This is a genomic window from Gilliamella sp. B2785, assembly GCF_026537005.1.
In the GTDB taxonomy this organism is placed as follows: domain Bacteria; phylum Pseudomonadota; class Gammaproteobacteria; order Enterobacterales; family Orbaceae; genus Gilliamella; species Gilliamella apicola_E.
Window position 1 is genome coordinate 121,274 of record NZ_JAFNNC010000006.1, and the last position, 13,944, is coordinate 135,217.

Consider the following 13,944-nt stretch of genomic DNA (forward strand, 5'->3'; position numbering starts at 1 on the left):
CATTTGTTAATAATATCAATCAAGTGACTTTGTTTAAATGGATAGGGAATAAAAATGAAACCATTAATTATTAAGTTTGGCGGTGTATTACTCGATAACAAAGATGCGTTAAGTAAATTATTCATTATTATTAGCGAATATAAAAAGAATTTTAATAGGCCTTTAATTATTGTTCATGGTGGTGGTAGTGTTGTTGACGCCTTAATGGATCGTCTTTCATTACCGGTAGTACGACGCAATGGTTTACGCGTTACACCCGCAGACCAGATTGATGTGATTGTAGGCAGTCTTGCCGGTAGTGCCAATACTACAATATTGTCAGAAGCCAAAAAATTACAAATACCAAGTATCGGACTCTGCTTAGCCGATGGAGATAGTGTCAAGGTTAAACAAATTTCTGAAGAGTTAGGGTATGTAGGCGAAGCTGAAATAGGTGATCCAACCTTAATCAATTTACTACTTAATAATGGTTATTTACCGATTGTTAGTTCAATTGGCATTACTGATCAAGGCAAGATGATGAATGTGAATGCCGATCACGCTGCCGTTGCACTCGCAAAAACAATAGATGCAGATTTAATTTTATTATCTGATGTTGCCGGTGTTTTAGATGCTAACAAACAACGAATTGAATCATTAACGCAAGCAGAAGCTGATCACTTGATCGCACAAGGCATTATTACTGATGGCATGATTGTCAAAGTCAATTCGGCATTCGAAGCAGCAAAAACGCTTGGGCGACCAATTGATATAGCTAGTTGGAAAGAATCCGACAAACTTATTGAATTATTTAATGGAAAATCAGGAATAACAGGTACAAGAATTATTGCTTAAATATAAATCAGTTAGTATATTATTTGAGTATATTTTTTATTAAATATACTTAATTTAATCTTTAAATCATTTATTTTTTCGTCAGTAAATTTAAGAAAGGGTATAACATGAAAAAAAGTGCAACAAAAAAGGTGGTTTTAGCCTATTCAGGTGGATTAGATACATCAGCTATTATTCCATGGCTAAAAGAAAATTATGGCGGTTGTGAAGTTTACGCTCTTGTCGCTAACGTTGGTCAAGATCCTAAAGAACTAAAAGATGTTGAGAAAAAAGCGAAAGCATCTGGAGCAGTAGCTTGTAAAGTTGTCGATTTACGAGAAGAATTTGTTAAAGATTATGTTTACCCTGTTTTAAAAACTGGCGCTTTATATGAAGGAACTTATTATCTTGGAACTTCAATGGCTCGCCCAATTATTGCTAAAGCCCAAGTTGAATATGCATTAGAAGTTGGTGCCGATACCCTTTGTCATGGCGCAACAGGTAAAGGTAATGACCAAGTTCGCTTCGAAACAACTTATACAGCTCTAGCACCACAACTTAAAGTTATTGCACCTTGGCGTGAATGGGATTTACGTTCGCGTGAAGCTTTAATTGATTACTTAAAAGTACGAAAAATTCCAACAACTGCAACCGTTGAAAAAATCTATAGTCGTGATGAAAATGCTTGGCACATCTCTACCGAGGGTGGTGTACTTGAAAGCACTTGGAATCAAGCCAACGCGGATTGTTGGGCATGGACTGTCTCACCAGAAGATGCACCCAATAAACCAGAACTTGTTACCATTGGTATAGAAAAAGGTGAAGTCGTTTCTGTTAATGGTAAAAAACTCTCTCCATATAACTGCGTAGCAACACTTAATAAAATTGGTGCTAAACATGGTGTTGGTCGAGTTGATATTATTGAAAATCGCTTGGTGGGTATCAAATCTCGCGGTTGTTATGAAACCCCAGGTGGTACAATCATGATGACAGCATTACGTGGTTTAGAACAATTAATTTTAGATCGTGATAGCTTCAAATGGCGTGAACAACTTGGTTTAGAAATGGCATACGTTGTTTATGATGGTCGTTGGTTTGCACCATATCGTCGCTCAATTCAAGCCGCTGCTGATGTATTAGCAGAAGATATGACAGGTGAAGTTGTAGTTAAACTCTACAAAGGAAATGCAACAGCAGTTCAGAAAAAATCACCAAATAGCTTATATAGTGAAGAATTTGCGACTTTTGGTGAGGATGAAGTCTATGACCACAGTCATGCAGGTGGATTTATTCGCTTATTCTCATTATCTTCACGCATTCGAGCTCTAAATGAAGGTAAGAAAAAACAACCAGCTAAAAAAGCTACAGTTAAAAAAGATACAGCTAAAAAAACTGAAAAAACAGTCAAAAAAGTAGCTAAAGCTGATGCTAAAGCGACAGTTGCTCCAAAATCTAAAGTGAAAGCGAAAGCCAAAGCTAAAAAGTAAGTTTTAATCACTTTTTACTTAGATATAAAACACAATATATACAGACTTTGGTCTGTATATATTTTTTATAGTATTATTGATTTATCATTATTAAAAAAGCGATCAAACTAAAATCGCTTAGGATTAAAAATTGAGGTAATTATGGCATTATGGGGTGGGCGTTTTAGCCAAGCAGCAGATCAACGATTTAAACATTTTAATGATTCTCTACGCTTTGACTATCGGCTTGCGGAGCAAGATATCATTGGATCAATTGCATGGTCTAAAGCTTTGGTCACTGTTGACGTTTTATCTTATGATGAACAAAAAAAATTAGAAAAAGCTTTAAATGAATTATTAGAATCAGTACGGCAAAACCCAGAACAGATTCTACAAAGTGATGCGGAAGATATTCACAGTTGGGTAGAGCAAAAACTTATCGAAAAAATCGGTGATTTAGGTAAAAAATTACATACTGGTCGTAGCCGTAACGATCAATCAACAACCGATCTAAAATTATGGTGTAAAGATGAAATCGCTCATCTTATCACAGCTATCAATGAACTCAGAAAACGCTTAGTGCTTACCGCTGAACAGCATCAAGATGCAGTTATGCCTGGCTATACTCATCTACAACGCGCACAACCAGTCACTTTTGCTCATTGGTGTTTAGCGTATTATGAAATGCTAACACGTGATGAAAGCCGTTTACAAGATACACTTAAACGCTTGGATGTAAGCCCTCTAGGTTGTGGCGCTTTAGCTGGAACTGCTTATCCAATGGATCGCGATCAGCTAGCCGATTGGTTAGGTTTTGCAACAGCAACAAATAATAGTTTAGATTCAGTATCTGATAGAGATCATGTACTTGAATTACTCAATAATGCATCTATAGGAATGGTGCATTTATCTCGGTTTGCAGAAGACTTAATTATCTTCAATAGCGGTGAAGCAGATTTCGTTGAACTGTCTGATCGTGTCACATCAGGATCATCATTAATGCCACAGAAAAAAAATCCTGATGCATTAGAACTTATTCGAGGAAAAATAGGGCGAGTTGTTGGTGCACTAACTGGCGCCATGATGACTTTTAAAGGTTTACCACTTGCTTACAATAAAGATCTACAGGAAGATAAAGAACATCTATTTGACGCACTTGATACTTGGCAAGAATGTTTAGACATGGCAGCGTTAGTTCTTGAAGATATTAAAATCAATTACCAAAATTGCCAAAATGCAGCTAAACAAGGATACTCAAATGCAACAGAACTTGCTGATTATCTCGTTGCTAAAGGTATTCCATTTAGACAAGCTCATCACATTGTAGGTGAAGCCGTTGTTGGCGCGATAGCTAAGCAAAAAGCATTAGAAGAGTTAACGTTGGATGAATTAAAAGTCTATAGTGATGTTATTGAAGATGACGTTTATCCAATTTTATCACTCGAATCTTGCCTAGCTAAACGATCTGCTAAAGGAGGCGTATCGCCTAAACAAGTTAAATTGGCAATCGACAATGCTAAAAAACAGCTCTGTTTATAGTACTTTTTATTTTAAATACCGACTTTTGTCGGTATTTTTATGCTTCAAAAACCCCGTTCCTCAACTTTTTTTTGATAAAAATCTGTTTGTATATCGCTCAATAGAGTGTAAAAATAGATTTTCAATTTTTAGATGGATGAAAGTGAATTGCAATGAATAAAAGTTATAACTTTAGTGCAGGCCCAGCAAAACTTCCTGCAGATGTTTTAAAACAAGTACAAGCTGAATTATTAAATTGGCACAACACCGGCGCATCAGTAATGGAGTTAAGCCATCGCGGTAAAGATTTTGATGCATGTGCGATTGAAGCAACTAACGATCTTCGTGATATTTTAAATGTCCCTGAAAATTATAAAATTCTATTTTGCCAAGGTGGGGCTAGGGCACAATTTGCTGCTGTGCCAATGAATATTTCGGCAAAAAATGCTGATTACATTAACAGTGGCTATTGGAGCCAATGTGCAGCCAAAGAGGCAACCAAATACTGTAATGTGATTGAACAAAATGTGACAATTAATAATCAAGGTATAACCTCAATTAAACCCATGTCCGAATGGCAACTAAGTGATAACAGTGATTATATCCATTATTGCCCTAATGAAACCATTGATGGGGTAGAGATATTCGAACAACCTAATTTTGGGGATAAAATCGTAGTTGCTGATTTATCATCTTGCATTTTATCGCAACCGATTGACGTAAGTCGCTATGGCATTATTTACGCGGGTGCGCAGAAAAATATTGGTCCTTCAGGAATCACAATTGTCATCGTTCGTGAAGATCTAATTGGACATGCTCAAAAAGCATTACCTTCCGTGCTAGATTATAAAATCTTAATGGATCATGACTCAATGTTTAACACACCACCAACATTTGCTTGGTACATGTCAGGTTTAGTCTTTAAATGGATTAAAAGCTTGGGTGGATTGAATGCAATGCAGCAACGAAATCAAGCTAAAGCAAAATTACTTTACCAATTTATCGATCAATCCGATTTTTATCGTAATACTGTGGCTATTGCTAATCGATCAATCATGAATGTCACCTTCCTATCACCAAATGAAGATCTCGATAAAAAGTTTGTTAGTGAAGCAACACAAGCAAATATCATTGGAATTAAAGGTCACCGAATTGCAGGTGGAATGAGGGCTTCGATTTATAATGCAATGGATATTGATGGAGTCAACTACCTAATAGATTTCATGAAACAATTTGAAAAACAAAATGGTTAGTTATATCGGCAAATAAAAAAAGGGATACAGTAGTATCCCTTTTCTATTTTACACATTCTTATTTACAACTAAAGACTTCACCAGTCATCACAGCATCTGTCGGAGCAATATCTGAAACATATTGTAACGATGCATCTTGTGCGTTATAAATCACATTACCACCCATAGCAGCAGCTTTATTCATCAAATCATTAGCTGCATCACGAATCAACTCACTATGGGTTTTTAGACCAGAAAAGAAAGTACTACGGCGGCCTTCAGCTTTACCGATAAATTGGCAATTTGCTGCTGGTTTAGTATCAATAAACTGAACTTGTCGACCAGCTGAAGTGGCTTGATAATCTGAACTACTACAACCATTTAAAAACAATGCAGTAGATAACGCTGCACTAATAAAAAGAATTTTCTTGATAGACATAATATTTCCCCAACCAATATAACGAGTAATAATAATTTAGAACATTGTAGCAGGTTAATTAACTAAAAAATATCGCTTATTACAAATGATGAAATGATAATAGGTTTCAGTTTAATAATTAACCAAATCAACCTATTTAGTTAATTAAATGTAGCAAATTAATTTTAACTCTATTATAATCGCAACCCTACTAAGTCAGTAGCACATTCAAATGGCCCCTTAGCTCAGTTGGTCAGAGCAGTCGACTCATAATCGATTGGTCACTGGTTCAAGTCCAGTAGGGGCCACCATTAAATTTCTTATCATATTTTACTACTCTTCATTTTAGTAAATAACATCATAAATCAAAATAATATATTTCATAAATTTGCTGAACAATGGAAAACTAAAAAAGCTACTCAAGTAAAGGAATATTCAATTAAAAAATCTTGTGAAAGATTTGAAAAACCTGTCTATCCTTATATAGCAAAAGTCCCTGTTAAAGATTTAAAGAGACAGCAGATTATTAATTTTTTAAGGCCTCTTGAAAAATGTGGTAAATTGGATACTTTGAAATGTGTTGTATCCTTAATTAATCAAATACTGAATTTCGCTATTGATTGCGGAGCACTTGAATATAAGTTTAAGAATCATAAAAGCCTTTGCGGTGCATCAAGAACAACATTTAGCCACAATTTCATATAAAAAGTTATTTGAGTTTTTGGAAAAGCTTCACTCAACTGATAAAGTGAGTTTTGTCATTAAGAAATTTAGTTATGTGGAAATTATTGACAATGGTTAGACCAAAAGAAGCTATTTGCTTTAAATGAAATTGACTTTGAAAAAAAAGAGTGGACTATTCTTGCTGAAAAAATGAAATGGAAAAGGGACATAAAAATTATCATGTTGTTCCATTATCAAAATAAGAACTAAATATATTGTCCGAATTTTGCCTTTTTCTGCTCATAGTCGATTCGTGTTTACAAATAGAACTAAGCGTAACGATCATATGAGTTCTCAAACGGCTAATATGGCAATAAAAAGAGCTGGATTTCAAGGGCGTTTAACTGCTCATGAACTTAGAGTCTTAGCTAGTACAACATTAAATGAAAATCAAGTGAGTTAAATTTTAACCCAGATGCAATTGAAGCCTGTTTAGCTCATAAAATAGCTGGCAAAGTCCGCAAAGCTTATAACCGCTCAACCTATTTAGGTGAACGGCGTAATATCATGCAATGGTGAGGAAATCTTGTATACGAAATAAATTACACAAAATTAACAAATTGCGTTTAAATTTAATTTTAAACTATTTTGTTATTTATTTTTGATAATAACTAAAGCGTTTATTAGCTTTATGAATATTAAATAATCAAATATAATCTATTCCATATAAATAAAATAGGTTATAAATAATAATGAAATTATTTTCAACAGATACTATTAAAGATAATAAAACATATATTGAATTAAAAGATGATGCTGAAAAGGCAAAATATTTTGGCTCATATATTAATAAAATATTAGATGTTGACAATCTTATTATACTTGCAGGTTCAGGAACATCCTTAACTTTTAATGTTACAGGCTCGGCGGTAATAGCTCCTAGTATGTGGGATTTGTGGAATTCCTGCAAAAATGATAGTGAATCTAAATTTGATGAAATTTTAGAACTTATTAATTATAAGCAACTCCAAGAAGAAAAAGTTAATCAAAAAAATAATGAGGGTGAAAATGAAATAAAACCTAAACCAGATATAGAACTATTATTATCAATATGTGATTCAATTGTAGCTCTGGGTAATCTTAACCAAAACGATAAAAAAAAGGTTCAAGATTTTGTAACAAATGCTAAAAATATAATTTTAAGGGAAACTGACTTTATCAATAAAACGAATGAGGAACAATGGAAAACACACAATAAATTCATCCGAACATTCTCTCGAAGAAATATCAAACAGAAAAGATTAAAGCTTTTTACTACTAATTATGACCTAGCTTTTGAAAATGCTTCATCAAATACAGGAACAATTATTATTGATGGTTTTGAGTATACAAATCCATCCTATTTTAACCCAATGTGGTTTAACTATGATATTGTAAATCGTGGATTGAACCAAGATAAAGTTGCTGGATATATTCCAAATGTGATACAACTCTATAAAATTCATGGATCTATTGACTGGTTCAAATGCGAAGGTCGTGTGAGTAAAATAACTGGGAAATCACTAGCAAATGTTGATCTGATTTATGAGCCTGTCTTTATTTATCCAAGCAGTAATAAATTCCAAAAATCTTATGACTCACCTTATCTGGATATGATGAGTGCTTTTTTAAATGCGTTACAACATCCCAAAACTGCATTGTTATGTTTAGGGTTTGGATTTAATGACAAGCATATTAATAACGCTATTACGATGGCATTAAGAACAAATCCTGATTTTATGTTAATGGTTGGTACAAGAAATATTTCAAATGATGAAAGTTCCTTTAATCCGCAAATAAAAAAACTACTTGAAACTTCAATTAAAAATGGAGATGGGCGTATTGCCTTAGTGGATGCAACATTTGAAGAATTCGTTAACGCAACGCCAGAACGAAGAATTAGTAGCCCGGAAGAGCAATTATTTGGTAAGTTTGAAGATGTTTTATCCCAAGTTATGAATTCGGAGTCTAATACAAATGCAAAATAATAAATGGTTTTCTCCTTATGATTCTATCAGGCGTATAGGTAGTGTTATCAATGTGTCATCAGGTGAGGTAATTATAAATTTAACTAGAGCTGGATTAGGTGAACCACAATGGTCTTTTGGTTATAGAATTGCTGCTGGAGAGGTAAATGAATATATTTTTATAGATGTTGGTGAAAAAGCTATTTTAGGTAAATTAATCAAAGTTTGGATTGAAAATGGTGAACGTTTGAGTGTTGATGGTATTTCAGATGAAATAGCAAAAAACCATCCAATCGGAATTGTTCAATTATTAACAAGCTTAGATTCTACATCTGGTAAAATTTTTCGTGGCATCCAACAATATCCTCGATTAGGCAACCAAGTATACTCTGCACATCCTCTATTAGTGGCTAAATTAATTGAAGGTAAAAGTGCTAATGATAAAAATAATCTATTTTTACCTTTAGCTGAGCTACCATTTGATAATTCAATAACTATTCACATGACACCAGAGCAACTATTCTCACGTCATTGTGCTATTTTAGGAACAACAGGTGGTGGGAAAAGTTATTCAATAGCAAATCTGATTGAACAAGTGACCAAAGCTGGGGGGAAGGCATTAATAATTGATCCAACAGGGGAGTATAGTAGCTTACCCAGTGAAACATATTATGTAGGATCAAATCCTCAAGCGGGAGATGCAAATAGCGCAGTATATCCACATTCACTATTTACAGATAGTGATATTAGAACACTATTACGACCGTCCGCACAGACTCAATCTCCAAAATTAGAAGAAGCTATTCAAAGTCAAAAAATTGTTACACATTATATCAGTAAAGAAGATTACGGTGGCTTAACAATTATTAATAGTAAAATACTTTGCAAGGCTAATCAAGTAAAAGAACCATATGAAAAAGCATCTTTATATGTAAATAGTTTAACTGAAATTACAAATTGGTCTTTTTCTAACTTAGCAGATCAGATTGTACATGAGTGTGTGTACTCATTCGGAGGTACAGGTTCTTCTCCTGAAACTTTCAAATGGGGAAGAAGATCGGACGTTGATGTTGGCTATTGCATGAGTTTAATTTCTCGAGTTAAAGCTTATTCAAATAACCCTCATCTAAAATGGATGATTGATCCAGATCCTAAGTATAAAACCATACCATCCATACTAGAGGAATTATGTAGTATTACTTCAAAATCTCAAATTGTAAGATTAGACTTATCAGCCGTTCCATTTGAGGCTAATGCTAGAGAAATTCTAGTTAATGCGATAGGACGTAAATTATTATCTCTAGCGCGAGATAGAAATATTAGCTACAAAAAACCACTTTTGGTTTTTATTGATGAAGCTCATCAATTTTTAAACAAAACTCTAGGTGATGAATTTAATAGGTACAATTTAGATGCCTTTGGTAATATAGCTAAGGAAGGTAGAAAATATGGTTTGAATGTAGTTATAGCTACCCAAAGGCCTAGAGATATTCCAGAAGATGTGCTAAGCCAAATAGGAACACTACTTGTACATAGACTAACAAATGAAATGGATCAGAATATAGTAAAAAAAGCAATAGGTTCTATTGATCATCGATCTGCTTCATTTTTACCCACATTAAGACAAGGAGAAGCACTTTTATTAGGGGTTGACTTTCCCTTTCCAATAACTATAAAAATGAAAAAACCAACATATTGTCCAAGTTCAAAAAGTGCTGAATTTTCTAATAGTTGGAGTAAGGTAGAAAGAGTAGATGAACTTGTTGAAGAATAATTTATTTTTCATACCATAGATTATTCAGATCCTGAAAAGGATAGAGTGTTTGTGTGAGTATTTCAAAAAATAGAAATAACTATAATTCAGATCTATTATTCTAGTTATATTAGATTAATTTTACCTAGTCTAAACCTAACATCACTTTTTTAAACTATAGGTATACAAAAAGTGATCTTGTTTCGTTTTTAAGATAATTATTTAATTAATTCAATTGATTGGTTATCTATGATTGAAATTATAATGATTTTATTCTTAACTAATTTTTCTAGCCATTTGCAATAAACTTCTTCAATATTTTTTATACCCTGCTTTTTTAAAGCAGTTTTAATGCTATTTTTTGTGCATTGCTGATTTTCATTAAGTTGTTTTTTGATCATATTGAATAAAATAACGTGATTTTTAGTTAAATCACTAATCCCTTTTTATTCAATGGGAAGTTGTTGTGTTTTGTGTTCATAGGAGCTACCAATATAAAAACTATATAGTCAACAATCCATCTGTATTTGTCTTTTCATAATAATCTAATTATATAAATTCAATGTGATTTTATTCTTTCCATTTTATATGCTTACTAAAAATTGATTAATGAACTTAGTAATCTTTGTTGATCTTACAATCAAGAATATATGTAAAAAGCATGGATTAAAGTGTTTTGTAATCAAGCGAAGGGAAGTTCAAAAGAGAGTTAATTCGCGAAAAAAAGATATTCAATATAATAAATCTTACAACAATACTAAATTATTACTTATAACATACGATATATAATGGACTTTACTTATTTTTTATTAAAAGAATAGGATATATCAATTTAATTAAACAATTAATATTATGTTTTCCAACCCAAAATAATAACTAGCGTTCCGAGTAGGATAATCATGGAACCGATTAAATCAAAAGTTGATAGTTTGACATGATCGACTAACTTAAGCCAAATAATGGATGCTACTACATAAATACCACCATATGTTGCATAAATTCGACCACTAGCTTCAGGGTGTAAAGTAAGTAACCAAGCAAATAACATAAGGCATAATGCCGCCGGTATAAGAAACCAGGCAGAAACCACTTTTTTAGCCCAAATATAAACAAAATAACAGCCTGAAATTTCAGCTAAAGCGGTAAATATAAATAACACGATAATTTTTATCATAATTAAATTAAGCTATCATTAATAAGTTTCAGATTAGTATAAACAATAGTAGATTGGTTTGAACATTATTTCTGTTTTGTTTTTTATAGATTTTTAAAGTTTAACATGGGCGTTATTTATTAACCTATGTTAATATCGAATTAGTAAATTAAATGTAAGATTGATTTATGGTAGCAAAGAAAATTTTTAATTAAAATTAATAGTCAAAAAAGGAGATTTTATGTTGAAAAAGACAATATTACTTTCGATATTATTTTCGACAGCTGCGCAAGCTAAATTTATTCATCCAATGGACTTTGATGGTTCAGATGCACAAAAGCAAGAAGTTATCGAATATATTAAGGATAACGTAAAAAAAGATTATTGTGAACAAATTGACATGTGCCAACCTTCCAATTTGAGAATGATGGAGCAAGAGAATTTAGATGCATTTAAAAAAGCGACTAAGGCCACAAATAGAAAAATAATGGATCAAGTAATTAAAGATTATTGTAATAGTGGTATAGATATGTGTAGTTATAGCACCATACTAATGATGTATGAAGAAAACAATAAAGCTGATAAAGAGGAATTAACTTGGTAGATGTTTCATAATAGTACTCACAATAAAAAACATTACATTGATGGTTATATTTGTAACCAATTGACTTTAAGATAGAATACTGTCATTAAATTTCATTTATTGTCATATATAAAAGTGAATCAGAAATCCATTTATGAAAATCAATTTTTGAAAAAAGCGGGGCAATTGATTGGATTATCAAGGTTTATGGTTTCAGCATGAAATTAGAACTAAGTACCGTTTAGACCTTAATGAATATATTTTCTGATGGAATGTTGAGAAAGTTGGAAGAGGTTTCAACTTGGAAGAAAGAATAAAATAATCGATCAAAAGTTTTATGAATTTAAAGCTAAATTGATTTGATAGGAAATAAATAATGCGAGCATATAAGATCACCGTGAAGAAGGTTTTAATTTTTAGTTTAATAATTTTTGCCATCTATATCATTACTTTTCCTAATGATGATTCGCCTCCAAATCCAACGATGGTTGCTTTAGCCGGTATTTCCGTTATTTCATTTATTGTTTGTTGTTTGATTTTGTTAGTTCGAGGAATATGTGGAATAGGCAAGAAATTTTTAAATTATAAGGCGCACAAAAATTTAAATTTAGAAAAAGCATCGTCTAAAGACACTTCATTCAATTATTCAACCAATTCTGAAGATTCTGTTGATTACGAACAGCAAGAATTAGATTCTGATAATTTTAGAAATCACTTAACCACAATATGGAATTCAGACTTGTTTACGATTTCATTTAAACATTCCAACGTCAATAAAGAATTATTATTAGATAGAGTCCAAATAAATTCATCTAACGAGCTTTTTTTCACTGGTTACTGTTTTGAAAGCAAAGATGAACGCACATTTAAAATTGAAAACTTTAAATCTTATATTCAATACGCAGGAAGAGAATACAGCCTACACCAATTTTTTACTAAAGTCCTTGAATTGGATTCAGAGTATGTTGAAAGACTGGGAGTTTAATTAAAAAGGTGGCTATTAAAATGGTTGGCTGATGGTTGAGGAGAATTGTTAGCTGAATACCAATAATCAGAATAACCCAGCCGATTTCTTTTTTTTCAAGCCTCTTGGCAGTTTATAGCCTCTATTTTTCTTATTTAAAATTGGGGGAATATTAGGAAACTAATTAACAATAATTGCCACTGAAGTTACTAAAAGCAAATGAAACAAAATCGATAACAGCAAATATTTCCGCCGTATTTTCAACTAATCCCAAATCAAAAACACCACTCCTCAACTTTAATTTATCTTCGTTGAGAACCTTTGCGTATTTTTAGCACATCTTGCAAGGGTGTTTGGTTGAATAAGTTTTTATATTCTCGATTAAATTGTGTTGCACTTTCGTAACCGACTTTTAAACTCGCTTGAATCGCTGTCATATTCTCGCTGACCATTAAACGCCGGCCTTCATGTAATCTAAGTTGTTTTTGAAACTGCAATGGGCTTAAACTTGTTACTTTTTTAAAATGACGATAAAAGCTAGAGAGTGACATATTCGCTTGATTGGCTAATTGTTCCATTTTTATCGGCTCTCTAAAATGTTCTTTTAGCCAATCTATCGTATTCGCAATACGATAACTTCTTGTTTCTGGCATACAAATTGATATTAGTGCTTCACCAAATGGACCGATTAAGAGTAGATAATGAATTTCTTTTATGATTAGTGGTGCTAAAACCGAAATTTGTTCAGGTTTATCCAGCAACTTAAGCAATCGATAAAAAGCATTGATTAAATCATCTTCAGCTTTAGAGATAATAATACCATTAAAACTTTGTTGCGAAGGTTTATTTAATTCCGGATATTCTATTAATAACTCTTTAATTAAATTATTATCAATCAAAAGTGACAATGAAAGGAATGGGGCTTTCGTCGTTGCATTTTTAATTGTATTTATCGTTGGAATATCAATCGAGGTTATAAGATAATCACCTTCTTTATAATGATAAAGTTTGGTGCCGAGCAGAGAGCTTTTTTCACCTTGTATTATCATTGTAATCATAGGATGATAAAAACAATTTTCTAAACAAATATCTTTATTTTTGCCAACTTCACGCCTATAAATGCCAAAGTTTTTAATTTGTGTTGGATAGTCACCCACAGTTGGCATTCTTTTTAGCATTATTTTTTTAATTTCTTTTTTTAACATAGAGATTTCTCTATTTATTTAGATTTCTCTATTAGCATATGATTTCTGATAGGATTAGGCAACTTTTTGGCAGGATCGGCTCTATTGGATATTATTATCAGATCTTATAATAATAAAAAACGAAGTGAAATACATTCGCATCAGCATCTAATAAATTATTTATCATTTTT

Annotated in this window: 12 protein-coding genes, 1 tRNA gene and 1 pseudogene; 11 read left to right on the plus strand and 3 right to left on the minus strand. The window is 32.3% G+C overall.

Annotation, left to right across the window (positions count from 1 at the left end; all coding sequences use genetic code 11):
• Positions 1-54 precede the first annotated feature (54 nt).
• The 4 genes and pseudogenes from argB (at position 55) to serC (ending at position 5,050) form a co-directional block, all read left to right on the plus strand.
• On the plus strand, positions 55-834 hold the full coding sequence (gene argB, locus J3U24_RS08300; protein WP_267337595.1) for an acetylglutamate kinase: 780 nt from the start codon (positions 55-57) through the stop codon (positions 832-834).
• 107 nt (positions 835-941) lie between these two features.
• A pseudogene (locus J3U24_RS08305) lies at positions 942-2,159 on the plus strand (argininosuccinate synthase); the annotation flags it as partial.
• 282 nt (positions 2,160-2,441) lie between these two features.
• Entirely contained in the window at positions 2,442-3,818 is a 1,377-nt protein-coding gene (argH, locus tag J3U24_RS08310; protein WP_220226003.1) for an argininosuccinate lyase, read from the plus strand.
• 152 nt (positions 3,819-3,970) lie between these two features.
• The gene (gene serC / locus J3U24_RS08315) at positions 3,971-5,050 is read left to right on the plus strand and encodes a 3-phosphoserine/phosphohydroxythreonine transaminase (RefSeq protein ID WP_267337593.1); all 1,080 of its coding nucleotides are present in this window, start codon (positions 3,971-3,973) and stop codon (positions 5,048-5,050) included.
• Positions 5,051-5,108: 58 nt separating this feature from the next.
• Here the strand turns inward: serC and J3U24_RS08320 are convergent, their stop codons facing one another.
• Positions 5,109-5,468 (minus strand): DUF4156 domain-containing protein, encoded by a 360-nt coding sequence (locus J3U24_RS08320; RefSeq protein WP_065563511.1) that lies wholly within the window; start codon positions 5,466-5,468, stop codon positions 5,109-5,111.
• A gap of 213 nt (positions 5,469-5,681) precedes the next feature.
• Here J3U24_RS08320 and J3U24_RS08325 point away from each other — a divergent pair.
• The 5 genes from J3U24_RS08325 (at position 5,682) to J3U24_RS08340 (ending at position 9,890) form a co-directional block, all read left to right on the plus strand.
• A tRNA-Ile gene (locus J3U24_RS08325) sits at positions 5,682-5,758 on the plus strand.
• Positions 5,759-5,822: 64 nt separating this feature from the next.
• Positions 5,823-6,152, plus strand: a complete 330-nt coding sequence (locus J3U24_RS11670; protein ID WP_416380735.1) for a phage integrase central domain-containing protein — start codon at positions 5,823-5,825, stop codon at positions 6,150-6,152.
• A gap of 244 nt (positions 6,153-6,396) precedes the next feature.
• A complete protein-coding gene (locus tag J3U24_RS08330; RefSeq protein ID WP_267337592.1) occupies positions 6,397-6,573 on the plus strand; it encodes a tyrosine-type recombinase/integrase in 177 nt (58 codons plus the stop codon).
• 289 nt (positions 6,574-6,862) lie between these two features.
• Positions 6,863-8,137: an SIR2 family protein gene (locus tag J3U24_RS08335; RefSeq protein ID WP_267337591.1), complete on the plus strand. Its 1,275-nt coding sequence runs from the start codon at positions 6,863-6,865 to the stop codon at positions 8,135-8,137.
• A complete protein-coding gene (locus J3U24_RS08340) occupies positions 8,127-9,890 on the plus strand; it encodes an ATP-binding protein (protein WP_267337590.1) in 1,764 nt (587 codons plus the stop codon). Before J3U24_RS08335 ends, J3U24_RS08340 begins: the two co-directional genes overlap by 11 nt.
• Before the next feature lie 829 nt (positions 9,891-10,719).
• Here the strand turns inward: J3U24_RS08340 and J3U24_RS08345 are convergent.
• Positions 10,720-11,043 carry a YnfA family protein gene (locus J3U24_RS08345; RefSeq protein WP_267331889.1) on the minus strand — a complete coding sequence of 108 codons (324 nt, stop codon included), beginning with the start codon at positions 11,041-11,043 and terminating at the stop codon, positions 10,720-10,722.
• A gap of 220 nt (positions 11,044-11,263) precedes the next feature.
• Between J3U24_RS08345 and J3U24_RS08350 the strand changes: the two genes are divergently transcribed.
• Together J3U24_RS08350 and J3U24_RS08355 are read left to right on the plus strand one after the other, a co-directional pair.
• On the plus strand, positions 11,264-11,626 hold the full coding sequence (locus tag J3U24_RS08350; RefSeq protein ID WP_065562095.1) for a hypothetical protein: 363 nt from the start codon (positions 11,264-11,266) through the stop codon (positions 11,624-11,626).
• A 355-nt stretch (positions 11,627-11,981) separates the two neighbouring features.
• Positions 11,982-12,590, plus strand: coding sequence for a hypothetical protein (locus J3U24_RS08355; RefSeq protein WP_267337588.1), 609 nt, complete (start codon positions 11,982-11,984; stop codon positions 12,588-12,590).
• Between the two features lie 281 nt (positions 12,591-12,871).
• Here J3U24_RS08355 and J3U24_RS08360 read toward each other — a convergent pair whose 3' ends face one another.
• The gene (locus J3U24_RS08360; protein WP_267330768.1) at positions 12,872-13,774 is read right to left on the minus strand and encodes an AraC family transcriptional regulator; all 903 of its coding nucleotides are present in this window, start codon (positions 13,772-13,774) and stop codon (positions 12,872-12,874) included.
• Positions 13,775-13,944: the final 170 nt, after the last annotated feature.

Coding starts and splice junctions, on each gene's coding strand:
- J3U24_RS08340 (WP_267337590.1), top strand. CDS start 8,127: ATGCAAAATAATAAATGGTTTTCTCCTTATGATTCTATCAGGCGTATA.
- J3U24_RS08350 (WP_065562095.1), top strand. CDS start 11,264: ATGTTGAAAAAGACAATATTACTTTCGATATTATTTTCGACAGCTGCG.
- J3U24_RS08335 (WP_267337591.1), top strand. CDS start 6,863: ATGAAATTATTTTCAACAGATACTATTAAAGATAATAAAACATATATT.
- J3U24_RS08360 (WP_267330768.1), bottom strand. CDS start 13,774: ATGTTAAAAAAAGAAATTAAAAAAATAATGCTAAAAAGAATGCCAACT.
- J3U24_RS08345 (WP_267331889.1), bottom strand. CDS start 11,043: ATGATAAAAATTATCGTGTTATTTATATTTACCGCTTTAGCTGAAATT.
- J3U24_RS08320 (WP_065563511.1), bottom strand. CDS start 5,468: ATGTCTATCAAGAAAATTCTTTTTATTAGTGCAGCGTTATCTACTGCA.
- serC (WP_267337593.1), top strand. CDS start 3,971: ATGAATAAAAGTTATAACTTTAGTGCAGGCCCAGCAAAACTTCCTGCA.
- argB (WP_267337595.1), top strand. CDS start 55: ATGAAACCATTAATTATTAAGTTTGGCGGTGTATTACTCGATAACAAA.
- argH (WP_220226003.1), top strand. CDS start 2,442: ATGGCATTATGGGGTGGGCGTTTTAGCCAAGCAGCAGATCAACGATTT.
- J3U24_RS08355 (WP_267337588.1), top strand. CDS start 11,982: ATGCGAGCATATAAGATCACCGTGAAGAAGGTTTTAATTTTTAGTTTA.